This is a genomic window from Microbispora sp. NBRC 16548, assembly GCF_030268985.1.
GTDB classification, from domain to species: Bacteria; Actinomycetota; Actinomycetes; order Streptosporangiales; family Streptosporangiaceae; genus Microbispora; species Microbispora catharanthi.
In genome coordinates, this window is sequence record NZ_BSSF01000011.1 from 263,114 (window position 1) to 288,440 (window position 25,327).

At 66.2% G+C, this 25,327-nt stretch carries 17 protein-coding genes and 2 pseudogenes; 7 read left to right on the plus strand and 12 right to left on the minus strand.

What is annotated here, in order from left to right; translation table 11 throughout:
• Positions 1-409: 409 nt before the first annotated feature.
• Positions 410-883, plus strand: a pseudogene (locus QSK36_RS29125) (IS5 family transposase); the annotation flags it as partial.
• Positions 884-931: 48 nt separating this feature from the next.
• Here QSK36_RS29125 and QSK36_RS29130 read toward each other — a convergent pair.
• Positions 932-1,342 (minus strand): hypothetical protein, encoded by a 411-nt coding sequence (locus QSK36_RS29130; protein ID WP_285784551.1) that lies wholly within the window; start codon positions 1,340-1,342, stop codon positions 932-934.
• A 364-nt stretch (positions 1,343-1,706) separates the two neighbouring features.
• On the opposite strand from QSK36_RS29130, the pseudogene QSK36_RS29135 reads away from it, so the two are divergent.
• A pseudogene (locus QSK36_RS29135) lies at positions 1,707-2,006 on the plus strand (transposase); the annotation flags it as partial.
• A gap of 124 nt (positions 2,007-2,130) precedes the next feature.
• Here QSK36_RS29135 and QSK36_RS29140 read toward each other — a convergent pair.
• From QSK36_RS29140 to QSK36_RS29185, 10 genes are all read right to left on the minus strand, one after another.
• Positions 2,131-2,646: a hypothetical protein gene (locus QSK36_RS29140; RefSeq protein ID WP_285784552.1), complete on the minus strand. Its 516-nt coding sequence runs from the start codon at positions 2,644-2,646 to the stop codon at positions 2,131-2,133.
• Positions 2,647-2,758: 112 nt separating this feature from the next.
• Positions 2,759-3,787: a DUF932 domain-containing protein gene (locus QSK36_RS29145; RefSeq protein WP_285784553.1), complete on the minus strand. Its 1,029-nt coding sequence runs from the start codon at positions 3,785-3,787 to the stop codon at positions 2,759-2,761.
• A gap of 61 nt (positions 3,788-3,848) precedes the next feature.
• The gene (locus QSK36_RS29150) at positions 3,849-4,409 is read right to left on the minus strand and encodes a hypothetical protein (protein WP_285784554.1); all 561 of its coding nucleotides are present in this window, start codon (positions 4,407-4,409) and stop codon (positions 3,849-3,851) included.
• 416 nt (positions 4,410-4,825) lie between these two features.
• Entirely contained in the window at positions 4,826-4,999 is a 174-nt protein-coding gene (locus tag QSK36_RS29155) for a tudor domain-containing protein (RefSeq protein WP_285784555.1), read from the minus strand.
• On the minus strand, positions 4,986-6,482 hold the full coding sequence (locus QSK36_RS29160) for a YifB family Mg chelatase-like AAA ATPase (RefSeq protein ID WP_285784556.1): 1,497 nt from the start codon (positions 6,480-6,482) through the stop codon (positions 4,986-4,988). Before QSK36_RS29160 ends, QSK36_RS29155 begins: the two co-directional genes overlap by 14 nt.
• Before the next feature lie 3 nt (positions 6,483-6,485).
• A complete protein-coding gene (locus QSK36_RS29165; RefSeq protein WP_285784557.1) occupies positions 6,486-7,568 on the minus strand; it encodes a DUF4192 domain-containing protein in 1,083 nt (360 codons plus the stop codon).
• Positions 7,569-7,639: 71 nt separating this feature from the next.
• A complete protein-coding gene (locus QSK36_RS29170; RefSeq protein WP_285784558.1) occupies positions 7,640-7,939 on the minus strand; it encodes a hypothetical protein in 300 nt (99 codons plus the stop codon).
• A 17-nt stretch (positions 7,940-7,956) separates the two neighbouring features.
• Entirely contained in the window at positions 7,957-8,385 is a 429-nt protein-coding gene (locus QSK36_RS29175; protein WP_285784559.1) for a hypothetical protein, read from the minus strand.
• Positions 8,386-8,423: 38 nt separating this feature from the next.
• Positions 8,424-8,750, minus strand: a complete 327-nt coding sequence (locus QSK36_RS29180) for a hypothetical protein (protein ID WP_285784560.1) — start codon at positions 8,748-8,750, stop codon at positions 8,424-8,426.
• Between the two features lie 541 nt (positions 8,751-9,291).
• Positions 9,292-10,110 (minus strand): hypothetical protein, encoded by an 819-nt coding sequence (locus QSK36_RS29185; protein ID WP_285784561.1) that lies wholly within the window; start codon positions 10,108-10,110, stop codon positions 9,292-9,294.
• Between the two features lie 412 nt (positions 10,111-10,522).
• On the opposite strand from QSK36_RS29185, the gene QSK36_RS29190 reads away from it, so the two are divergent.
• From QSK36_RS29190 to QSK36_RS29210, 5 genes are all read left to right on the plus strand, one after another.
• Positions 10,523-11,620 (plus strand): NAD-dependent epimerase/dehydratase family protein, encoded by a 1,098-nt coding sequence (locus QSK36_RS29190; protein WP_285784562.1) that lies wholly within the window; start codon positions 10,523-10,525, stop codon positions 11,618-11,620.
• Positions 11,621-12,085: 465 nt separating this feature from the next.
• The gene (locus QSK36_RS29195; protein ID WP_285784563.1) at positions 12,086-22,606 is read left to right on the plus strand and encodes a DNRLRE domain-containing protein; all 10,521 of its coding nucleotides are present in this window, start codon (positions 12,086-12,088) and stop codon (positions 22,604-22,606) included.
• A 15-nt stretch (positions 22,607-22,621) separates the two neighbouring features.
• Positions 22,622-22,966 carry a hypothetical protein gene (locus QSK36_RS29200; RefSeq protein WP_193206442.1) on the plus strand — a complete coding sequence of 115 codons (345 nt, stop codon included), beginning with the start codon at positions 22,622-22,624 and terminating at the stop codon, positions 22,964-22,966.
• Positions 22,967-23,152: 186 nt separating this feature from the next.
• Positions 23,153-23,296, plus strand: coding sequence for a hypothetical protein (locus QSK36_RS29205; protein WP_285784564.1), 144 nt, complete (start codon positions 23,153-23,155; stop codon positions 23,294-23,296).
• A gap of 146 nt (positions 23,297-23,442) precedes the next feature.
• Positions 23,443-23,856, plus strand: coding sequence for a hypothetical protein (locus QSK36_RS29210; RefSeq protein ID WP_285784565.1), 414 nt, complete (start codon positions 23,443-23,445; stop codon positions 23,854-23,856).
• A 74-nt stretch (positions 23,857-23,930) separates the two neighbouring features.
• Here the strand turns inward: QSK36_RS29210 and QSK36_RS29215 are convergent, their stop codons facing one another.
• Complete coding sequence (locus tag QSK36_RS29215; protein WP_285784566.1) at positions 23,931-25,319, minus strand: NsdA family TPR-like regulatory protein; 1,389 nt, start codon at positions 25,317-25,319, stop codon at positions 23,931-23,933.
• Positions 25,320-25,327 lie beyond the last annotated feature (8 nt).

Here is a 25,327-nt window from a genome sequence, read left to right on the forward strand (position 1 = left end):
ACCGGCCCAGTAACTTTTGGTCGGGCGTCGGAACGCTTCGGAGCCGACCTGTGACTTTTCACCACCGAGCTAATGACCGCCTCGGCGACTCCCCGTGTCCCCAAGCACCTTGGCCGCAAGATCACCCACCACGCTCGAGGGCAATGCAGAGCCGACACAGTGGCTGCGGAAGCGCGGGGCAAATAGGGTGCAAAAAGTTTGACGTTAGCGCTATAGCCCATCAATACTGGTCGATAATCACAATATGGCGAGCCTGGTTAGCCCTGCAGCGAGCCTGTTCGTGGCTAAGCAGCCCTAGAACCTCGTGCACCAATTGTGAATGATACAAGGGTGGCCCCTAGGCCGTGTCTTCAATGTGATCTCCCGGGGTGATGGTGGGGGGCCAGGCGCCGGCGAGCCATCCGATCACGCCCTCGGACGATCCCGCGGCGGACTGACCAGCAAGATTCATCTGGCTGCGACGGTGCAGGCCGGCCGCTGGCGTTCCTGGTGACCGGCGGGAACGTCAACGACTGCACCCTCCTGCAGCAGGTGCTGCAGGCCATTCGCGTTCCCCGCCTCAGCCGCGGCCGGCCCCGCACTCGTCCCGTCCACGTGGTGGCCGGCAAGGGGTACAGCTCCCGCGCCGCCACAGCTCCTGCGGCGGCGCGGGATCAGTCACACAATTCCCGAGCGGGCCGATCGGATAGCCGGCCGTGCCAGGCGGGGCAGCAAGGGCGGTCGCTCGCCTGTCTTCGACGCTCAGGTCTACAAGCGTCGCAACGTGGTCGAACGCTGCTTCAATCAGCTGAAACAGTTCCGTGCCCTGTCCGCCCGCTACGACAAGACCGCCACCTCATACACAGCCGTGGTCACCATCGCAGCACTCCTGCTGTGGCTCTGACTGATCACTATGAAGACAGGCCCTAGGACGTCGGTGACGACGAATCGCTTACCCGCATTCGTTCCTCCAGTACCTGAGGGCGTCGGCGACGTCATCGCGGTTTACGAGACCGTCGAACCGCGTCCAACGGACCCGGATGCCATCCATGTGCGCGAATTCCGCGGGATTGTCGACGAAGTACCTGGCAGCCTCTCTGACATCTGGGGGGATAGAGTAGGGGCCGGCTCCGTCGGCGACGCGCCTCATGTCCTCCATGTCCACCAGGCCGTCTGCCTCGGGGCGGGTGTACGCGCCGGTGTCGAATGCCTGGAAGTTGGCCTGGACAATCGTCGCGTTGCGGGTAGAGGCCGGGCACGACCCCGCCGCACTCGCAGTCCCGGCGCCGAGGGTTAACGTGCCGGCGACGACGGCTCCCATCGTGCCGGCTACCCATATTGCACGCAGGCGTTTTCTGATCATTGAAGTCACCTTCCTTTGGTGATGATGCGGACGGAGACGAAGTCCATGCATGGTGCTGTCCTCCGAATTACCGATGTGCCGCGAGCTGACTTCGCGGTTGACCGTGTTTGCCAGTCGCTGTGAGAAAGGTACGGGTGGAGGGCCCTGTTCCGAATCACTGCGTAGGGGGACATTGCATGTAGCTCACAGGAGGGACAAGCGCGGCACCAAGGGGTCCAGAGATCGGTAGGTTCTGAGCCATTTAAGAGGCCCGGGATTCTACTGACGGGTAGCTACGCTAAGGACAGGGCAGTACGAGAGAAAGGGGCCGTGAGCCATTGAAGCGCTGGTCAGCGGTGCCCGCCCTGGGCGGATGATGGAGAACCGGGACTTCCCGGCCCGGTACGGGTCCTGGCAGAGCATCTACATCCGCTTTCACCGCTGGGCGCTGGACGGCACCTTCACCCGCATACCGCAGGCCCTGCAAGCCGAGGCCGATGCCCGCGGCGGACCGACCAGCAAGATTCATCTGGCCTGCGACGGTGCAGGCCGGCCGCTGGCGTTCCTGGTGACCGGCGGGAACGTCAACGACTGCACCCGCCTGCAGCAGGTGCTGCAGGCCATTCGCGTTCCCCGCCTCAGCCGCGGCCGGCCCCGCACCCGCCCTGACCACGTGGTGGCCGACCTAACCCGATCACTTTGAAGACAGGCGCTAGCCTTCGGACCCCGCATCGCCGCGCTCCGTCTCATTGCGATCTCGGGTGCGATTCTCGGCCTACAGTAGGACCCTCGCCCCAGCTCCGCGGGCATCAGTCCTCATGACTTCCATGGAGGTCTTCCGGCTTCTGAACCAGGTATGCCTGCAGTAGGAGGAAGCCAGGCATGGTGTCGTGTGGGCGGACGCCTACTGTGAACACTTCTGGATCATCGAAGACGGGTTCCCCGCTGGGGCGTCGGGCGTAGGGGACGCGGCCGTAGTCGACGCCGTCGTCCTTGTCGCAACTCATCCAGGTGATGGCTTCCTGCTCGCCTTCGCGCAGGGGATGGTTCGACACAGCGCGCATGGCCACGGTGCTCGGCGGGATGAACACCCACACCTGCGGTACGGCGAGTACCCACCGCGTCGCGCCGATCTCGTGGGCCTTAGCGGCGGCTCGCGTCTCGAAGGCGGCGGCCGTCGCCTCGTCGCGCAGATAGTCATAATCGCTGAGCATGAGCTTGCGGTCCCCGTCCAGGACGACAATGGCGGGGCAGTCGCGGGCGATGATGCTCTTCTCCAGCCGAGAGACAACGTCGTCGAGCAGGGCCGCTGTCTTGTCATTCATCTCGCCCTCCCGAGCAGTCGCCATCTCTGATCCTGCCCGATGAGGTCTCGCTCGGATGCGCAATACCTCGTACGGCCCGCACGAGAGTCGGCGGACCGTACGAGGTGAGCGGTCAGGCGGCGGGGGACAGGACGCGGCGGTCCAGCACTTTCTCCAGCGTCCGGGTCGTCTCGCGGTCGAGGTCGTCGACGCCACCGGTGACCGTTCGAAGCGCATTGCGCTCCGCGCGACAGGCGCCGCGGACGGTCTGCTCGTGGTGCACGTAGGTGTTGACGGCCTGCATCACACCCCAGCCCGAGCCGGCCCAAGGTGAGACCCGGTCGTCGTAGCGCCACATGCGGTCGAGCGCCTGGCGCTTGTTCTCGGCGAGGCTCCGGGACCGGCCACGCTCGTCAGGCACGGGTGCGAACTCGTCCAGGAAGGCAGCCCACTGACGATTGCTCACGCTCGTCTCACACAGCCGCTTCACCTGTTCGGCGAAGTCGTCGGCGACCTGGTAGACGATATTGAGCGCGTCCCGTGCCTCGTTCAAGCGCAGCTTCGAGTGCTTCGAATGCTTGATCTTCACCTGCTGACCGCGCTCGGCGAGGCCGGCCGCCATCGTGTTGTCGCACACCACATTTGTGACGACTCTCTTGAACGTGGTGGCCAGCGAGCCGTCGAATGAGGTCGCCCCGATGAGGTGCGGCCGGAACTCGACGCCCTCAGGAGTGGTGATGTTCTCCGGCACCTCCACCGAGACCCAGGCAAGCGCTCCGCACTTGAGCAGCCCGGCCGAGCCGATGGACAGGTCGTCGTCCAGAAGCCGGGAGATGGTGTTGACCAGCCACTCGACGTACGGGTGTGGCTCGTAGGCGTTGGAGAAGATGCCCATGACGTGACCGGTGTCGCTGCGGACGATGGCTTGCCGTTCGGGGACGGCGGCCAGACCGCCGGTGACGGGGTCTTCCACGTAGATCGGCCGGGATAGGGCGTTCCAGCCGAACAGGCGACGTTTGACATCGTCGACGGGGATCGGCCCTGGGTAGTGGTTGGGCTCCTCGCCCTGCATGCTCGCGCGGTAGTGCCAGGCGGTGCCGCGCTTGTCGGTGTAGCCGATCAGGGTGTTGGCGTTCAGCCACTCCAGCGTCTCCTTGGACATGTTCTTTCTCCGTTCGGTGCGATGAGAAGGGCAGCAGTAGTGAGTCGGTCCGCTGCGGTGGTCAGCTGGCGCGGTGGTGTACGGCGTCGGCGATGCGTTCGGCGAGTTCGCGGTCGGCGGCGTGGATCTGGATCGTGGTAGTGGCGTCGCCGTGGACGGTGAAGGTGCCGGAGGTGGCGCCCAGCCGCCACAAAATGACCGTGGCTCGCTCGTTGTCGGTCAACGTCGCGTCGCCCAGCAGCTCGGCGAGGGTCTCGGCGAGCTGGTCGCGAGTGCCGTCTTGGATGGCTTTGGCGGCAAGGAGTTCGCGGCAGGTCGCCAGGTCGTTCCGGTAGCCGGGCAGGAGGCGCCGCTCGATCCTCTTGGCGATGGACGCGGCACCGCGGGCGGAGGTCACGGTGATCTCGTGTCGCTTCTGGTCAGGCAGGACGCCTCTGCTTCCGTCGGGGTAGACACCGAGCACCCGGATGCGACCCCTCTGGCTCCACAGTGGGTGGACGACGAGCCGGGCGCCGGCCGGGCCTACCAGGTAGGCCGGGTGGCCGGCCCGGATCAGCGGTGTGAAGCCGTCGAGGTGCTCCGCGACTTCGATCACCAAATGCTCGACCTCCCATGCGTTCATGGGCAGGCTCCTTTCAAGACGTTGGATTAGTCCAAGCGGTATTTCGCCCGCGAAAAAGAGCGCAGTAAATCAACCGGCGGGCATGCGGCCGCTACGGTTTCCGGTTGGTTTCGGCTTACATATGAATGCGGATGGCGGCGTGGCCCGAACGTCCGCCACCCACGCTGATCTGCATTGACGGCAGAGGCGCAACGGATATGGCGAGTGCTTTTGTGCTTAGGACAGCGCATGCCGAGCTGGAATCTGGGCGGCTTTACGGCTGCTCTTCGCTGCGCATACGCTCTTGCTCCGCGCGCGAATCGGTAGATGTCCCGGCCGGGCCTGGCGCATTCCTGGCAGCAGCAGGTCGCGCTGGACCGTCGGGAGCGCCACGTTGACCACGTTGTTGTGCAGTTAGGTCATGAACGTTGCGAGTGTCACCGCGACGAACACCCACCATCATCCAGCTCCACGTGGGGGTATCCGCGCTGCTCGTTGACCCTGGTCACCGTGCCCGGGTAGTAGAAGGGCGATTGGTAGGACTCGGTCCACCATGGCCGTACCGGGATGTGGAAGAAGGGGCGGACCAGGACGCGGTCACCGAGCTCCATCGCTGTCTCCCCCCTTCCACAACTCGAGGGCGCCCGCCGCATCGTCGAGCTGCGGGCGGTCGGCGCCGCGCAGGTCGGCCAGTGTCCATGCAACGCGCAGCAGCCGGGGTAGCCCGTCAGCAGTGACAAGCCCGGTGTTGACCGCCGATCGGAGCAGCTCGGCGGCCTCCGGCGCGAGGGGAAAGCGCGTGTGCAGGTCCGGTGCGGGTATCTCGGCGTTGGTCCGCCACGGTGTGTCGGCCAGCCGGTGAGCTGCCCGCACTCTCGCTGCGAGCACCCGCGCGGCCACCGTCGCACTCGGCTCACCCGCCCGCGCCGCGCGATCCCCCCACTCGACAGGCGCGCGTACGGTGACGCGTGCAAGGAGCAGGGCGAGGCGTGCTCGGTAGCGGCGCCTCGCTTCCGGTGTGCAGGCGCACTGCTCCCGCTTTTCGGGGCATGGGCATGGGCGGGCGTCGAGAACCAGGGTGAACCGCGCCGGGTAGCGGACGCTGCGGCCCTGCCCTGCGAGGTGGACCTGTCCGCTGTCCAGTGGCCGGCACAGGCCGTCCAGGACCGGGCGGGCGAACTCCGGCGCGTCGGCCAGATGCAGCACGCCGCGGTGGGCGAGCGAGACCGCACCGGGGCGCTTGCCCGCCACGCTGCCGAAGATGGCCGCAGGAGTCTCCGAATGGTGCGGCGCGGACAGCGGAGGCGTGAGCCCCGGCGCCCTGTCGAATTGTCCGGCCAGCGAGTAGATCTCGGCGACCTGGCGGGCGGCCTCGTCGGTCAGCGGCGGCAGGATGCCCGGAAGGCGTTCGGCGAGCATCGTGGCCGGGCCGTCGCCGGACAGGAACAGGTGGTGCCCGCCCGCCGCGCAGACCTCCAGCGCGCGGCGGGCCGCCTGGTTGCCGGGCACGTCGGCCAGGTCGACGGCGAAGGACGATGACGGCGCAGGCTCCGGCTCCTGGTCGTGATGACCGCGGAATGCCCCGTGGCGGAGCTGGTCGACCAGGTCGGCCAGCCGGGTGACGGGCATCACCACGGCGCCGGGCACCTGCGTCGCCTCCCGCGCGCATTCGGCGGGGACGACGACTCTGCTGATTCCGGCCCGGACAGCGGCAGCCACCATCGGCAGGACGCCTCTGATGGCGCGTATCCCGCCGTCCAGCGCCAGTTCGCCGAGGAACACCCGCCCGGCGATCCGTTCGGGCGGGATGACACCGGTGGCGGCCAGCACCGCTACAGCCAGCGCGAGGTCGGCCGCCGCGTCGTAGACCGGCGGGATCGTCGGTGACACGCTCACCGTGATCCGCGCGTCCGGCCAGGCCGTTCCGCTGTTGAGGACCGCGGCCCGGATCCGCGCACGGGCAGGCCAGACCGACGTCTCCGGCAGGCCGACCAGATACAACTCCGCGTCACCTGGTGCGGCAGCGGCCTCGACGTCGATCACATGAGCGGTGATTCCGGTCAGGGTGAGCGACCGCGTTGAGGCGTAGCCCATGCCTCACCACCCCACCGGCAATATCGGGCGGGTCCCCTCGGGGCACTGGGCGGCCTTGTTGGCGATTTCGTCGGCCATCCCGGCGAAGTCGATGCCACAGACGGTCTCCGGTGGTAGCCCGCAGTCCAGGGCGGTGCGGATCAGGTGTGCCAGGCTGTAGCGGGGATCGACCGACAGCGCCCGGTCCATAGCGACGCGTGCCAGCGGCCCGTCTCCGGTGCGCAGTGCGAGGAACGCCAGCAGCGCGGCCGGAGGGGCAGCGAAATCCAGTTCCACCCTGCGGGTGAGTTGGGTCCACAGCCTGATGTGGGTGTCGTCGTCGTATCGGCCGATCAGGGTCATGGCCGCGTCTCTTACGAAGATCGCACTGAGCCGCACGCCGAGCCAGGCGATCTCCTCGGCGGACAGGTCCTGCCCGGCCTGGGTGCGGTCCAGCGCGGCGGCGACCTGAGCAAGGCCCTCGTGATGCCAGTCGTGATCGTTCTCAGCGGCCAGCAGGCTGCGCGCCTGAGCGCAGGCCTCCAGCGTGGCGGCGCGCACCTGATCCCGGTCCTGCCCGCCCACCGATACGAGCATGGCCGCGAGCGCCGCGCGGGCGGGCCGGGCGACGTACCCGGCGAACACCGCCGCCGCGGCGGCCGGGTTGGTCCCCGGGTCGTACGGGACGCCGTCCGGTGGGCAGCATTCGGGATCGGGGCACGTGTACGACCAGTAGCGGCCACCCTCGACCCGTAGTGCGTCGATCGTGTCGATCCCCGTATCCGACAGTGAGCCGCGTATGGCGTCCATCACGGGTGTGACGTGCCAGCCGGGCCCGTACCCGATGAGGATCGCCCGCTCAGTGCCGTTGCGGGTAAGCAACTCGGCGAAGCGCCGGGCCAGGTCGGGAGTGTCCTCGGAGTTGTCCGGCAGGTCAAAACGCATGCTGAACCGCAACCCTCGGGCAGTGCTGTCAGGGTCGGCGGCTGGTTCGAACGCCATCGCGACGATGCTGCGCTGTGGATGGAACCCCAGCATGTAGGGCACGATCGCGATGAAGTCCGCAGGACGGCTCAGCCGTACCGTGTGATGCAGACCAGAGGTCATGAGCATCCTCCTGAACATGAAGAAGCCCCCGGCGCGATCAGCCGAGGGCGATGGAATGAGAAAGGGCGCAGTCAGCAGCGTCCGATGCGTACGCCACCGCGTGGCCCAAGGAAGATCCGCCGATCGGGGTAGTCGAGCCCGTCGGCGGAGCCGTACAGCGTGATCTCGCAGTCGTCCCCCACGCACGGGGTGAGCACGTCGGCGGCCTCGCGACGGGTGAAGGCGAAGTGCGAGCGCTGCCAGTAGCCGTACCGGTGCCGATCGGCCAGCTTGCGCCGGGCATCGGTCAGGGAAGAGAACTCCTCCAGGTCATCCGGCTGTGGTGGGCCGTAGCCGTTGCCGCCGTGCCAGAGCCCGTACCAACGCGCCATGATCCTGCCCCGCCCTTTCAACCGCGGGATGGGCAGCCGGGCGAGGCGTGGTCGCCGCCGCAGTAGCCGCACCACTCGTCCATGGCGTAGATCGACAGCTCTTCGGCGTGCCGGTCGCGCCACTCCAGCTGAGCCCTGGTGTAGGAGTCGAAATAGTCGGCGTCGACCTCGCCCGGTCGCAGTGTCAGGTAGTGCAGGATCGTCCGGGCCGCGCTGATCAGCTCACCGGGCGTCAGAACCGCGCCGACACCCGAGCAGATGTCGGACGCGGCGAAGATCGTGCGGCGGCGCCGCGACAGCCGATATCGCCAGCGGATCCGGCCCTCATCGGTCCGTCCGGCGGCCTCCACCTCCAACAGGTGATCGGTGTCGATCTGCCACGCGGGCACCAGCCGGGAGCTGATGATCCACCCGGGTGGCAGGGTCAGGGCATGCGTCATCGCCATGGCGACTCCATAGGTTCAGAAAGGTGGAAGGGCGGCCGTCAGTACAGGCGACGGCGGGCCAGATGATGCGGTTGTACGGTCGAGCTGACCGCGTGGATCTCGCAGTCCCGGAAGTCGAGAGCATCGGTGTAGCAGCGTGAGCACCGGATCAACCGCACACGCGCCCCGGAAGTCCGGTTGGTGTGCGTGGCGTCGATCCACAGATGGGTCTTGGCCTGGCAGCCGTAACAGGTGATCACCTCGGCCGCCGTGGGCATCGGCGTGAGCGCCACCGTCACCACGTACTCACGCACGCCGCCGGGATCAGCGGCGGAAACCAGAGTCGCCGTGTCCGGGCGAACCTCACCCAACGCGGCCACGCGCATCACGCGGCCCCCGCCGCATACCGTCAGGTCTCCCACAGCCCAGCCCGGCGGGCCGGCAGACCTCACCTCCATACGATCACCCCCTTTGTACTGTTGCCGGGCATGGCAGTGAGCCGGGAGGGCGGGAACGCTGAGAACGGATGCTTCCCGCGCGTCGCGGCCGGGGTGTGCCCGGTGCTCTCTCGGCGCGAATTGCTCTCACTTAAATACGGTGGCCGGAACGGCCCGACCGTCCGCGCACGGCAACATTTCCGCAGCATTGCCGCGCACGCCGCACCGACAGCCCGACCGTTCCGGCCGTCGCCCGTTCTGCCGTACGACTACGCAAGCGACAGAACGGACGCGTGAGCGAACACCATGCCGAACGCGTGAGACGCGCTCCGGCGGATTTCGCTCTCACTTAAATACGGGTCCTGTGACCTCTCGACCGTCCGCCGTTCCCAAGATTGTTTATCTGAGTCCGACCGGTGGGAGCGTCATATTGCGCCGATAACCAAAGGGCTCCGGAGTGGTCCTCCGGAGCCCTGTAGCGGCTTTCTGGCTAGTTCTCTGTGGGTTCGGTGCCTCCGTACACCATGGCGCTCCTGGCGTCGTCCATGCGGGCCGACAGCTCTCGCCATTCGGCCCGTCCGGCGTCCCGTACCCGGATCACGGCACGACGGGAGCCGTACGCTCCGCCGTGCTGAGCCTGCGCAGTCTTGGCGAGGACGCCAGCACGTCCCAGGTCATCAGCCTGAGCCGCGATGCTGAGAGCCCGACGCAGGACGGGGAAGTCCGTGCCGTCTCCGAACGCCGTGCGGAACATCTCGGCACTGTGCTGAGACACGCAGAACGCCACTGTCGCCCCCGTAACCGTCTCCGCACGCGGTACACCCCGCATGAGTTGAGCCCCCGGCGTCGCGTCGATCTCATCTGCAGGAACGTCGACCCTATAGCCGTTCCGTGCGGCGGCATCGCGGACCGCCCACCTCTGGAGAGTCGTACGGGTGATCGTCAACTCTCCGCCGTCCCGGCGGACGTAGACCCATGCCTGAGTCTCACGAGTAGGACCGCTGTCCGGGGCAGGGGCGCAGGACGCGAGTACGTCACGCAGTCGCTGAGCGAAGAGAAGAACGGCGTCCTGTGTGACGTCGTCCGATACATCGTCGGTTCCGTACGGCGCGTGCCCGCCCTTGACGATGGTTGCGCTTCCGTCCATGCGCTTACGCGAACGCGTTGCATCGACGGTACGGCAGTAGCCGCGCGCGAGCCTTTGAATCTCTGCCCAGTCGTCCGCCGTTACGTGCGCCATGTCCTCAGGGTTGAGGCTGACACCGGGGACGTTTGCGGGAACGCATTTCCCGGGAACTCCGTTCGACATGATCGCTCTCCGATTGGCTCGCGACACACAATCGCGTGTGTCACCGTTTTCTTGGTCAATCCAATTGAACCGCGAAATGGAGATCGAATCAACGAGGTTGAGGCCATTCTTGCCATGTTTTACCAGGTCAAAGATAGTGCATGTCGGGAGGGGAAATGCGAAGAGGATGAGTCTGATTGCCGCACTTGAATAACGACAGCATTCTTTGGGTGGGCTCTCGATGGGGTTATTGATTTGATTTCGAGTAGTCATGTGGGTCCCGGCAACTCCCCGCGAGAACATCTGTGAGTGCCTTAGCAGCTCTTGAGTCGGGGTGTCGTCCGGCCCTGGCGCCAGCGGCTCTACCAGCGGGAATGCATCGCTGGAGGCGCCCGATTAAGCAGGATGGCCAGCCGGGAGGGTATCAGGAGGGGTGATCGGAAGGCTGCTGGCCGCCGAGGGCATGGTGATCCTGTCGACGCCACTGCCCGCTTGCGTGATGATCGGAGACATGAGGATTCTGGTGCTTGGCGGGACGCGCTTCGTAGGCAGAGTGCTTGTCGAAGAGGCCCTCGCCCAAGGGCATCAGGTGACCACATTCAACCGCGGCCAGACGGGGCACGACGTACCTGGCGTTGAGGCTGTTCGTGGGGACAGGGAGAACAGATCCGACCTGCTGTCCTTGGTGCAAGGACGGGAGTGGGACTGGGTGGTCGACACCAGTGGCTACGTTCCTCAGGTTGTCGGAAACGCCGCGCGTCTCCTATCCGACAGGGCGAGCGCGTACGTTTTCCTCTCCACCATCTCCGTATATCCAGGCTGGCCGGCTGAGCCGGTCAACGAGGACAGTGGCGTCTACGATTGTCCACCGGATGCCCCTGGTACCGCCGAAGATGAGGCGAACTGGTCCGCCGCACAGTACGGCGCCTACAAGGTCGGCTGCGAGCGCGCCGTACGGGGGGCGTTCGGAGGGCACGTCACTGTTCTGCGGCCGGGGGTGATCCTGGGTCCGCAAGAGAACGTCGGCCGGCTGACGTGGTGGCTGCGGCGGATAGCCCAAGGCGGCAGGGTGCTGGCACCAGGCGAGTCAGGTAAGCCGATTCAGCCCTTGGACATCCGCGATCTGACCGCTTTCACGCTGAGCTGCCTGGGGCATGGCATGACAGGGACCTTCAACGTCACAGCCCCAAAGGGCCATGCGACCTTCGGCGAGATGCTTGACGCCTGCAAGATAGCCACAAGTTCGGCGGCCGAATTAACCTGGGTGAACGATGCCTTCCTCATCAAGCAGTCCGTAAGGCAATGGACGGAGATCCCCCTGTGGCGGACTCCCCTGGGGACATGGCAAGTGGACTCGGCGGTGGCATTGGCGGCTGGCCTGGTATGCCGATCGATCGCAGCCACTGTCCGCGACACGCACCTCTGGCTCACCGAGACCGGCGGCCCCCTCGCCTACGGCCGCCAAGCTCACCACGGGATGTCGCTTGAGCGAGAACGCGAACTCCTCAAGGCATGGGATTGCCGCAGGTAGTCACTGCATTTATCAGCGTTCGGTGGCCCGCACATCGAGAGTATTGCCCTGACCTGACGGCTTACCGCTGTCGCGGCACCGCCTGGTGACTGCCACAGGTGATTTGCGCCAGCGTTGGGGATGATCGGGCTTGCTGATGAGACAGTCAGACGCCATAGACACCGCTGGCTTGCGCCATCACCTTTTGCGTTCACCATGTCAAGGGGACGGCTTGCGATGTGATGTAGATCGCACGCCTGCACTTCGTGGCTCCCCTCCTCCTTTGGAACGTGCCTGGTCGGGCGTTAAGGACGGTAATGAGGGCTGCCGTCTAGATCACGGCATGTGATCATCCACATGCGAAGTAGATCTTGACCTGTGCCTGCCAGGCACGCATGATCCCGTTTGGTCTCTTTATTTCGGCTTTATAGAGGCGAGCGGCCGTGCCGTGCCGCGCGTTTCGCTTTGCGTGCGGAGGGGTTCGGCGTGCCGATTTCGCGTGCCCGGAAACTGCTGCCCAGCACGGTCCACGGCCGTTTTTCACGGGCGTGGATCGGGGCGGTGGTCGCTCTCGGTGTGTTCGTCGCCGGGATCGGCGTGCCGGATGGGTTGGTCACCCCGGCGAGCGCCGCGACCGAGACGCAGACGCAGCAGGAGCGCAGCGTCGAGGGTCGGCCGGTCGTGGTGCCTACTCCTCATGTGAAGGCCGAGGAGGCGTCCCACCTCGCGAAGAATCCGCCGGCGCCGGTGTGGCCGAAGAGCGGGTCGGCGCGGGTGGACGTGGTGGCGGGCAAGGCTGCGGCCGTACCGGGGTTGCCGGTTGCGGTGGCCGCCGCTGATGCGGCCGGGGCCACGCCGAGTTCATCGCCGAGCGCGTCGCCCTCCCCCGCGCCCTCGCCCACGAGCAAGAAGTCGGCGTCCGCGTCACGGGATGAGAAGTCGCCGAAGGCAGATGCGTCGCAAGAGCCGGTGATGGAATCGCCGGCGTCGGTGACGGTGAAGACGTTCGACAACACCGTGGCGCGCAAGGTCGGTGGTGTCGGCATGGTGCTGCAGCTGACCCGGGCGGACGGCGGTACCAATCCGGCGGCGGCCAAGGTGACCGTGGACTACTCGTCGTTCCGGGGAGCGGGCGGGGGTGGATTCGCCTCCCGGTTGACACTGGTGCGGTTGCCGGCGTGCGTGCTGGCCCAGCCGCTGACGCCCGAGTGCGCCAAGCAGCGGGCGGCGCAGCTGCGGGTGCTGCCGGTGGTCAACGACGTGAAGACAGGCCATCTGACCGCCGAGGTCGAGGTCGCTCCCGCCGCAGACGGCACTACGCCGGGCGCAGGGAACAGCGCCGGCGGCAGCGGCGCACAGGCCACGCCGACCACCGCGACCACTGCTTCGGCGAAGGCCTCGCCTGCATCGCCCGCAGCTGCCACTGGCGGCACCGCTGACGCTTTCGTCTACGCGGTGGCGGCTTCGGCTGCAGCCACGGCGCAGGGATCGATGGCGGGTGATTTCTCCGCGTCACCGTTGAAGCCGTCGGGGACGTGGCAGGCGGGCCAGGCCGGTGGGGCGTTCACCTACAGCTACCCCATCACTGCTCCGCCCGCCCCGTCGGGGGATGCGCCGCAGCTGGCGTTGCAGTACTCCTCGGCGTCGGTGGACTCGCTGACCTCTCAGACGAACAACCAGTCCGGGATTGCGGGGATGGGCTGGGATCTGGAGACCGGGTTCATCGAGCGGTCGTTCGTGTCGTGTTCGGGGTATGCCAAGTCGGGCCGGCTTGGCTATAACACCGCCCAGGTGGGGTGGCCGGACAAGTGCTGGCAGTCGCCGTACTCCTCCGACCCGGGCGCCTCCAAGCTGACGTTGTCGGTGGACGGCCACTCCACCGACATCGTCAAGGACGACACCGGTAAGTGGCGCACGGTCGAGGACTACGGCTGGAAGATCGAGCCGATGTCCTCGCAGTCGTGGTGGCGGATCACCACCCAGGACGGCACGGTCTACCGGTTCGGCTACAACGAAGACTCCTCGCTGACGATGTCATTTATCGGCGACGACGAGGGCGAGCCGTGTCACGAGTATTACCCGGCGCCGGGCAGCGGTGAGTCCACCGTTGAGCAGGTCTGTGATGACACCTGGCGCTGGATGCTGGACCGGGAGGTCGATCCGAACGGCAACGTGATCGACTACTCCTACACCAAGGAAGACGACGCCTACTGCTCGCCGGCGTATGACTGGGATTTGGACTGCGCCCCGGAGTACGACAAGGCCGCCCACGTGCGCGAGGTCGACTACGGCCACAACATCAACGTCACCGGCTCGACCCCGACCGCGCGGATCGTGTTCACCACCACCGGCCGGGCCTCCGGCAACATCACCGACGTGCCGAAATGGTGCGAGGACGGGGACTACGGGTACTGCCTGTTCAACGAGGGGCCGTCCTTCTACACCACCCAGAAGCTGAGCTCGATCACCACCCAGACCCTGATCCCGGGCAGCACCGACTGGCGGAATGCCAGCAGCTGGGAGGACGTCACCCGGTGGAACCTGTCGTATCAGTGGCTGACCGGCGATATCTGGAACGCCGACAAGTACCCCATCTTGTGGCTGGACTCCATCCAGCAGGTCGGGCTCGCCGGCGGCAAGGGGACGCAGATCGCGCTACCGCCGACCACGTTCGATGCAACCTTCCGGGACAACGCCGTCAGCGTCGGGCTGGACCCGGTGCAGTTCCCCCGCATCGGCGCGGTGAACAACGGGCTGGGCGGCCGCAGCGAGGTGGAATACGGCCAGCCCCACCCCTGCCCAAACCCCTGGCAGTACCCGCCGACCGACGGCTGGGACACCCGCGGGCTTGACTGCTACTTCGTCACCACCAACCAGGAGATCATCAACGGGACGTGGAACTACTACGGCGAGGTCTACGCCAAGTGGCTGGTCATGTCGGTCACCGACATCGACCTGGTCGGCGGCTCACCCGAGCAGGTCACCAGCTACTCCTACGGTGGCAACCCCGCCTGGGCGGTCCCGGACAACCCCTTGGCCGTGCGCCAGCCCTTCCGGCGTAACGACTACACCGAATGGCGTGGCTACGGCCAGGTGAACACCACCGTCGGCGACGGGTTGAGCGGTTCCGGGGTCAGTACGACTTCGGCCACGTTCTTCCGCGGCATGTCCGGCCAGAACCTGACCGACTTCGACGGCAACAGCCACCCGGATCGTATTGAGCTGAACGGGCGCACCCTGCAGGAGCAGGCCCGGGATAACAACGGGGAGAACAGCTCCACCCGGTATGAGTACGTGGTGACCGTTACCGGCACCGCCCCGGGTACCCGCAAACCCTCCCGCGTGGACCAGACACGCGAGGTCTCGCGGGAGAAGACAACCACTGGCTGGCGATACACCGAGACCAAGACCACCTACAACTCCGACGGGTTGCCGGTCACGGTCAACGACTTTGGCGACACCGGCACGGCGTCCGACAACACCTGCACCGCGATCACCTACGCCCGCAACACCACCAACTGGTTGATCGACTACGAGGCGTCGAAGGAGGAACACGCAGGTGACGATTGCACCACCGGGGACCTGCTGAGCCGGACGGCCTACCTCTACGACGGGGCGACCGACCCGGCGGCTAACACCCCCACCCGTGGGAACGTGACCGAAACCCGCGCTTACTCCACCCCTACCGTCTACGTCAGGTCTCTGTCGACCTTCGACAACTACGGCCGGCCAATTACGACGACTGAACCGATCAGCAACACGGCTGATCCGGAAGAGATCAAGACGACCACCATCACCTACGACCCCGCCATCGGCTGGCCGAAGGACGGCGTGAAGGTCACCAACCCGCTCGGGCACGAGGTGAAGACCTGGTCCTCCCAATACAACGGGCAGCCGGTCGGCATGAAGGACGCCAACGGCAAAGCCGTCAACATCGACTACGACGTTCTAGGTCGCACGCTGCAGCTGTGGACCCCCGAGGCGCCCAAGCCTGACCCCGACGACAAGGACCACAGCGACAACCCGCCTGCGGCGAAGGTCGCCTACACCGTCACCTCCGGCCAGCCATCCCGGACCATGGTGTCGCGTCTGCAGTCCGGCGCCGGCACCAGCACCGCCACGTACACCTCCACCTCCACCTACATCGACGGCTTCGGCCGCACACGTGAGGTGCAGACCGCCTCCCCTGCGGGCGGCCGGATCGTCCAGGTCACCACCTACGACGGGCGTGGCCTGACCGCAGCGACCTCCGCGCCGGTGTACAACGCAGGTGCACCGGGGTCGGGCCTGCTGAACCCCGCGTGGGACACGGTTCCGCAGTGGTCCAAGCCGGTGTATGACGGGCTGGGCCGGGTGACCGCCCAGGTGGACATGACTGGCTCCAGGGAGTTTCGCCGTACGACCACCAACTACCTGGGTGCGGACAAGTACGAGGTGGTCCCGCCGGTGGGTGGTAAGAAGGTGTACTACACCGACGCCGCCGACCAGGTCACCAAGATCGAGGAATGGCTGACTAGCGGGGGTAGCTCCCAGCAGACCACCATTGCCGGGCCGACTGCGCCGGCCTCGTCGAAGACCTCCGCCGCTGCCGACACTGCAGAGCAGGCGGCGGAGGCTGAGCCCCCGGCGGCCGGCGCGGCCCCCGCCGCGGATACACCGACAGTAGAGCTGCAGGCGGTGCGCAGCCGTGCGGCGGCGGAGGCGAAGCGGTCAGGCAAGGCGGTTGCGGTGGCGGCGCTGACCTCCGCCGTGAGCTCGACCGTGGCCAACCCGGACGGGTCGTTCACGACCTCGATCAGCACGCAGCCGGCCAGGATCAAGCAGGCCGGGAAGTGGGTGGAGATCGACACCACACTGGTGGACAGGGACGGCGCCTTGGTGCCCAAGGTCGGGCCCATGGTGAAGGTGTCCACTGGTGGTGATGGGCCGTTCGCCACGATGGCCGATGAGGCGGGCAACTCGATCGCGCTGAGCTGGCCCACACCGTTGCCCCGCCCCACGGTGAAAGACAACGTCGCGCGATACGCGGACGCCGCCGGTGAGGGCGCCGACCTGGTCGTCACCGTGCTGCCGGGCGGCGTACGGCACGACATCGAGCTGCGGCAGCGCCCGCCCGGGCCGCTGAACTTCAAGGTCGGTGTCAAGACCACAGGCTGGCGCCTGCAGCAGGACGGTCAGGGCCGACTTCGATTGACCGATCAGACGGGCAAGCTTGTCGCACCGGTCGCCGAGCCGGTCATGCTCGCCACGGGCAGCCCCGCTGTGCAGCCCGGCAACGCCGACAAGGCCGCAGCCGCAGCTGCGCGAGCTGGGAAGACCATCGACGACGTCAAAAACGTCAAGCGGGTCGGCCGGATCACCAGCCGCCTGACCGGAAGCGGCGGCGACCTGGTGCTGGAGCTGGCACCGGACGCGGCGTTCCTGGCCGATCCGACAGTGACCTACCCGGTGGTCGTCGACCCTACGCTCACCCTGTCCCCGCAGGCGGACACGTATATCACCAGTTCCGGTGGGGGCTCTTACTACAGCGACACCAGCCTGGCCGTCAGTACCGGGTCGTTCTTTGTCCCCACTGCCCGCTCCTACCTCAAGTTCGACACCTCGGCGCTGGCCGGTGCCCAGATCACCGACGCCACCCTGCGGCTGTACAAGCTGTCCACCGACGTACCAGGTTTCTCCACAGCCAACGGGCCGATAGTCGAGCGGATCACGGGCACCTGGGACCAGACGACCTTGACTTGGGCAAACAAGCCCTCGGTCACCGCGGTCGGGCAAGCGCCGATTCCGGCCTCGTCAATCCACGGTGGTGTCGCCGAGGACCTCACCTGGACGGTCACTCCCATCGTTCAAGCATGGGCCTCCGGTAATCCCAACTACGGTGTGCACCTGCGGGCGGCCAACGAGGCCGGTGACGTCATCTCGCTGCAGTTCCACTCGGCGGAGATGACCGGCACGGGGGCCAAACCGCCACTGCTGACGGTCACCTACACCACCGCCTCCGCCCCCGCGGCTGGCAACCTGTCGATCACCCCGGTGAGCGGGAGCGCGGTGTCGTCGCTGACCCCCACCCTGCACGCCACCGTCTCCGACTCCGCCGGGGGGAACCTGCGGGCTGACTACGAGATCGAGCACGACCCCGCCTACACCGCCGAAGGAACCGGCCAGATCTGGGCCGGCAGCTCCGCCGGCGTCACCTCCGGCAACGACGCACCCGTTGCCATCCCAGCCGGCAAACTGACCGACGGATGGCACATCCGCTGGCGCGCCCGCGCCACCAACACCGGCACCTCCGTCTCTTCGGCCTGGTCGGCCTGGCAGACCGCCACGATCGTGGTGCCGGACCCGGTCGTCGATCAGCTACAGGTCACCCCGTCGCAGGACCTGTCCGGACAGACGCTCACCCCCACGCTGACCCCCGCTCTGGCGGCCCGGGTCACCACCGCCGACGCGACCACGTCGCGGGTGGAGTTCGAGCTGGAGCACGACCCGGCCGACACCACCCATGGCACCGGCAGCATCTGGACCACCGGCGCAGACAACGTCGCCTCCGGCGCCCAAGCCACCGTGACCGTCCCAGACGGGAAGCTCGGTGACGGGTGGAAGGTTCGCTGGCGCGCCCGCGCGGTTGCGGCCGGATCGAACGCCTCAGCGTGGTCGGCATGGCAGTCGCTGACGGTGAAGGTCCCGGCCGCCGCCGTCTCCCAGCTGCAGATCACCCCCGCCCAGACGACTGACGGGCACACGGTGGTGGCGTCGCTGACGCCGCAACTGCTGGCCACCGTCACCGACGCCTACGGCGCCCCGCTGCGGGCGGAGTTCGAGCTGGAGCACGACCCGGCCGACGCGCAGCACGGCACCGGCGGCATCTGGACCGGCGCCGCCGACAACGTCGCCTCCGGCACCCAGGCGACGGTCACCGTCCCCGGCGGGGCACTGTCCAACGGGTGGGGGATCCGCTGGCGCGCCCGCGCGGTCAACACCGGCACCCAGGTGGCATCGGCCTGGTCGGACTGGCAGACCGCCACCGTCAACGCCGGAAACGTCCCCTCCGAGCCGGGGGTGAGCGCGCTGCAGGTCACCCCCTCTCAGGTGATCGACGGCGCCACCGTGGCGACGTCCCTGACCCCGCAGCTACGCGCCCAGGTCACCAACCCCGCCGGTGGCACGATGCGGGCGGAGTTCGAACTCGAACACGACCCCGCCGACACCGAGCACGGCACCGGCCAGATATGGACCACCGCTGTCGACGACGTTCCCGCCGGTACCCAGGCGTCGGTCACCGTCCCCGCCGACAAATTGGGTGAGGGCTGGATGGTGCGCTGGCGCGCCCGCGCCGTCGCCGGTGAGACCGCCTCGGCCTGGTCGGACTGGCAAACCGTCCGCGTCGACCAGCCCGACCCTGTGCTGGGCACCGTGCAGGTCACCCCGTCCGAGGTCGTGGGCGGCAAGACGATCAGCTCGTCGCTGACCCCGCAACTGCTCGCCCAGGTCACCGACCCGACCGGCGGGAAGGTGCGGGCCGAGTTCGAGCTGGAGCACGACCCCGCCGCCCCCGAAGGTCAGGGCAGCGGCAGCATCTGGACCACCGCGGTCGACGACGTGACCTCCGGCACCCAAGCCGCCGTCACCGTCCCCGAGGGCAAGCTCAGCGACGGCTGGCTGGTGCGCTGGCGTGCCCGCGCCGTCACCAGCGGCGGAACCTCCGCCTGGTCGGACTGGCAGCAGCTGACCGTGACCGACGGCTCGCTCATCCCGGTCATCGGAAACCCCCGCACCCGCCCCGCCGACAACGGCACGACAACCACGCTGACTCCCGCCCTGCTGGCCACCGTCAGCTCGGCGCAGGGCGGGCAGCTCGGCGCCGAGTTCGAAGTCGAACACGACCCCGCCGACACCCAGCACGGCACCGGCCAGATCTGGACCACTTCGGTCAGCGGCGTGACCTCCGGCAACGACGCCACCGTCACCATCCCTGCCGGCATTCTCAGCAATGGGTGGAAGGTCCGCTGGCACGCCCGCGCCGTCAAGAACGGCATCGCCTCGAACTGGACGGCCTGGCAATCGGTCACCGTCAGCGTCCCGAACCACTACGACACCACCTATGAGTACGACCGCGACGGCCGGATGACCAAGCAGGTCGACGCCAACGGCAACGTCCGCACCTTCACCTACGACCTGCTCGGCCGCCGTACCGCAGCCCACGACCCCGATGCCGGCGACTCTCAGCAGGCATACGACGCCGCCGGGCGCCTGGCATGGTCGACCGACGGCAAGGGCCAAAAGGTTTCCTACTCCTATGACGCCCTTGGCAGGGCCACTACGCGATGGTTGGGGGAGGCTGGGACCGGTACTAAAACGGCCGAATGGGCCTATGACACCGCTGCTGAGGGTATAGGCAGGCTGACGTCAGCCACGCGCTACACGAACGGGCATGCCTACGTCACCGGGGTGACCGGTTACGACTCGATGGGCCGCCCGACTGGTTCCAGTATCACCATCCCCGCCGTCGAAGGCGCTCTGGCCGGCACATACACGTTCACCGCTGACTACGACACCGCCGGGAACCTTTCGCAGGTAGGCATGCCTGCCAAGGGCGGGCTCCCCGCGGAGAAGCTCACCTTCACCTTCACTGATCTGAACCTCCCCCAGGCTGTCACCTCTGATCTGGACGGCGGTACCACCTACGTAGCCACCACCGCCTACACGCAGACCGCCCGCCTTGCTAGTCGCCGCTATGGGGTCAACGGACAGATCACCCGGACTCTCGCCTGGGACGAGACCACCGGCCGGCTGACCGGTGTTATCACCAAGACCAAGGCCGACACCTCTACTCCGGCCACTGTCCAGGACGATGTCTTCTCTTACAACATCGACGATACGGTCAACAACATCCTCGACAAGGCCGCCGCCACCGGTGGCTCAAGGGGGCAGTTTGAATGCTTCACCTACGACGGCCTGCACCGCCTGACCCAGGCCTGGACCACCACCGCCACCTCCTGCGGAACAGGAACCGCAGCGGCTGACGGGCTCGGTATCGACCCCTACTCCCAGTCCTACGCCTGGGACGGGGTGGGCAACCTCACCTCCCTGACCTCCAACGGCCAGACCGCCAGCTACACTTACTCGCCTCCCGGAGCGACCGCCGTCCGTCCCGATGCCGTCACCTCCATCACCCGGCCCAACGGAACCGACTCCTACGGGTACGACAACGCCGGCCAGATGACCTCCCGCACCATCGACGGCAAACAGTCCACCTTTACGTACGACGAACTCGGCGAATTGACCAAGGCCGTCGTTGACGGCCAGACAACCGACAACGTCTACGATGCCGACGGCCAGCGCCTGATCCGCCGCACCCCCGACGGCAAGACCACCCTCTACCTCGGGTCCATGGAACTCGAGCTGTCCGCTGGCACGGTGACAGGCAAGCGCTACTACACCACCGCCGACGGCTCCCAAATCGCCATCCGCACCCCCGCCACACTCACCTGGCTCCTCAGCGGCAATGCCGGCAGCGAACAACTGGCCATCGACGACACCACCCAAGCCGCCCGCCGCGAACGCTACCTGCCCTTCGGTCAGCGGCGCGGCGACGACGACCTCCCATTCACCGACCGCGGATTCCTCGGCAAAATCGAAGACGACTCCACCGGTCTCAACCTCCTAGAGGCCCGTTTCTACGACCCCGCGATCGCCAAGTTCCTGTCACCCGACCCGCTGCTCAACCTCGCCAACCCCGGACTCACCAACGCCTACGGATACGCCGGCGGAGACCCGGTCAACCTGTCCGACCCCGACGGCTTCGAACCCCGCCCCTGGCAGGCCTCGGACTGGAAGAAGAAATCTCTGAAAGAACGCCGGAGAATCCTCCAGCAGTACTGGGATGGAGAGCGCAGAGCCCAGAGAGAATCTAATAGGCGGCAGGGAGAAAATGCCCTCCGTAACGACAAAAAAGGCCTCGGTGACCGCGCGAGTGAACAGATTCGTTTCCGCAATCAGGTAGGCAACACGCGCCACCATCAAGCCGTTTGGGATGAAGCATGCAGGAAGGACTTCGTGTGTAGCAACCTGAAGGAGATGGATGCCACTACCAAATCTAGGGGAGCCGGCTCGCTGGCGGACGTCGTCGCGACTGGAGGCGGCCCCGGCGTGGGTAGCGGCGGCTTCGCCGGTATGGGCATGGTCAGATCCTTGGGTTCCAACCGCGGAGGGCGCACCGTCCTACCTCCACCTAGGCTTAGGTCTAGGCCATGTAGCTTCGTTCCCGGAACGAAGATTCTCATGGCAGATGGGTCGTTGAAACCCATCGAGGATGTGAAGGCCGGCGATCACCTTGTTGCAACGGATCCACAAACAGGAAAAACGGAATATCATATCGTCCTGGAGCCGCTTGCAAGTGATGGGCCGAAGTCCCTTGTGAAGCTGACCACCGATACCGATGGAAAACGAGGCAACGCCACCGGGACGGTCACCGCCACCGACAATCACCCCTTCTGGGTCCAAGACGTCAAGGCGTGGGTACCCGCGGGAGAGCTCAAACCCGCCTCCTGGCTTCGCACTTCGGCTGGCACTTACGTCAAGGTTGTTTCGCTCCAGCATCGAGTGGTGAGCAGGCAGCGCGTTCACAATCTGAGCGTTGAAGGCATCCACGCGTACTATGTGCTCGCCGGTACAGTGCCCGTACTGGTGCACAATTCGGGATTGTGTACCGAGAAGATCGACGAGGTCTTCCATAACCCCAGCGGAAGATCTTCTCAGGATCAGTTTGAATACCACTGGGACAAGCATGCAAAGGGGCGCGGTGTCACGCGTGAGCAGTACCTCCAGGATGCGCAAGACTGGGCGACGGGAATTGCCCAGCCAGGAGGGAAGAGGGGGCTCAACGCCAGCTTGGAGACGCTGGCGGACGGTACGCGCGGGATAAAATACGTGGACCCCCGGACGGGTAAGGGCGGGATCATCGGCCCCGGCGGCAAGGCCGTAACCTTCTGGTATGGCGCCGACTAATGAGAGGACGAGTCGTTGTCGGACTTCATGGAGAGATACGCCCTCTGGCGATCCTTGCCGTTTCCCCGTCTACGCCGCGGTGAGAATCTGTTGCGCTCGGGAGAGAACCTTGCACTCATCCATGGCGACCTAGCTCTCGCCGACGAACATGTGACCCAGGTGATCCTTTTTGTCGACGAGGGGATATTCAGGCCGAGCCGGGCGGACGTCATGGGGTTGCTTGAAGGGGTCATCTCTCGCCTGGAACGATTCGGCGAAAGCATGGCTGTCGAAGAGCGAGAAGTTGTCGACGCCCATTATCGATATGCAGTTCTGCTGCATCAAATCTATGCTGAATTTCTGCGCATAGGGGCTCCGTAGCCCGTCACCTGACCGGCAGGGAATAACAATGAGCCGCCACACGTGGTGGGCGGCTTTCTGTTGGAGCCTTTGTGCGCGCGACGCGGTTGCAGGTCGTGTCGGCGAACTTCCCGTCTCTCCAAGTCGAAAACTGATCAGCCCACTGGCCCGCCATGTCACGCCCGTCAGCTCGGTCTCCAGATCGCGATGGGCCGCTGCAATCGTTCGAGCTCACCGGCCTGGCCCTCAGCCGACTACGACCCGGGAACCCGGTCACTGCGGGTGCGGGGCAAGGGCGGCAAGGAGCGCCTGGTCTACCTCATCCCCGAGGCCAGGGCGACGGCCTTCTGAACTGATGCGGACAGGAACTTAGGCAAGCCCAATCCTCACAGCTCAAAGCGCTTTTCATGTAAAAAATCAGCTTGCTTAAACTTGCCGCGAAAGCCCGAGGTTAGGTGCTAACACCGAGAAGGCGGGTGTAGGCGCATTCAATCGGAATGGACTTAGTGCTGATGGGAAGTACGTCGAAGCATGGCGGCCCAGATGCTGATGTGGTCGTAGATTTCATGCACGCCGTGCAGGCAGTCCTCGCTACTGCAGACGAGACCTTTGGCGTTGAAGCGCTCGAATCGGGTTTGGAGCACGCGCTTGCGATCGTGCAGAAAAACCCTGAATCGCGAGGTCGATTCGAGAGCGAAGTTATCGCCCTGATCGATTCCCCTAGGGAAGGTGTGGTTGAACTAGTCTCCTTTCTGATGCATGAGCTGCGTTGGGAGGCCATTCGTGAGGCGGTCAGTGAAGGGATCAGCCACCCTCGCGGAGATATCAGCAACATCCGGCTTTATGAAGCCATGCTGGATGCCTTTTCTGACTCCTGGCGTGATCGCGATCTATATAGGAGATTTTTTTGAAGCGAGTAGATGAAAGATCCTATTGTCGAGGGATGGTAGACCGATAGCTATCGCAAGCTGAGAAGCGAATTCGATTAAGCCGATGGAAGCGCTCGGGTGGCCGTCTCCATGGCGAAGTCCTCGACCCTCTCGGCCAAGGCGCTCGCCTCGCGAGACGGGACGGACGCGAGAGAGGCACGAATTTGCCCCATGCGCTTGACCAGGCCCTCCACCCGTCTATCCGGTTGTAGGGCAAAGACAGGGGCCAGCGCGTCGAAGGCTCCGTCGACGGCGCCGCTCAGGAGACGGGCGGCGGCCAGGTCGACGCAGGCGCTTGCTTCGGCGGCGTACCACCGCTGCTCGGCAGGCACCGCTCGGTAGAGGCTGAGCGCTCGTTCGCACTGTGCTTCGGCTTCTTGTGCCATGCCGGCGTTCAAGTAGGCGGATCCGGCGCAGAAGGCTTCGCGGGCCTCGTCGAATCCGAACTCGCCGCCCACGCCTTCGTGCAACTCCCCCTGCGGTCCTCGAGCGTCTCGGGCAGCAAGGATCGCGTTGCGAGTGCCGTCGCTGTCGTCGAGAAGGGCGGACGCTCGGGCGGCGATGCTGAGTAGCCGAACACGCGTTGTACCAGCGGGAGCGATTGCCAGCCCGCGCTCCACCAGCCGAAGCGCCTGGGCGGGGCGGCCAGCCCAGAACTCCACGCATGCCAGCAGCCCATCGGCCCACGCCGACAGTTCGTTGTGGCCGATGACCTCTCCGTAGACGCGGGCGGCCCTGGCCTGCTCCGCCGCCGCGTGCGGGTAGCCGAGGTCGAAGCTCGCGCTGCCCAGCAGTCCGCAGAGCTGCCCAACCGCGAGGTAAAGCTCGTGCTGCTGCTTGGGATTCCGCGTGCGTTCCAGCAGCCGATACGTACGGTTGCGGACCCGGGTCAGCTCTCCGAAGAGTGGCAGCGGCGGCGCGTGCACGTATGCACGGGCCAGGCGGATGATGTCGTCGTTGAGCTGCTCCAGTGCGTTGGGTCCGACGGCTGCGGCCTCAATCTCTGCGGCGTGGTCGCTGGATTCGCTGGCGGCAATCATGATCAGTTCTCGTTCCGTCGCGGGGACCGACGTCTTCACACCCGGCGTGTAGTCGGTGGCGAAGCCGAGCTCCACCGGGCTCGTCCGAAAGAGCCGGCACAGCAGGTCGAGGTAGTCCGCGCCCGGCCGGTGCCCGCTCTCCCAGTCAAGCCAGGATCGCTTGGTCAGGCCACGCGCGCCAAGCCCCTGGTCTTCGCACAACCGGTGCAGGGCTTGGACGGCCTTCTCCGCGCTGTTCCACCCATAGGCCAGCCGGAAGCACTTGAGCGGGTGATGTCCGCAGCACTGACCGATCTCGGCAGCGATCGCGTGCAGTACTGCGATCGGTGGAGGATCGGTCGCCTGAAAAAGCCGGAGCATGCGGATGCGCTGGGCGCACTCGACGTCGTGTCCATGCCTGGCCATCTCGGGCC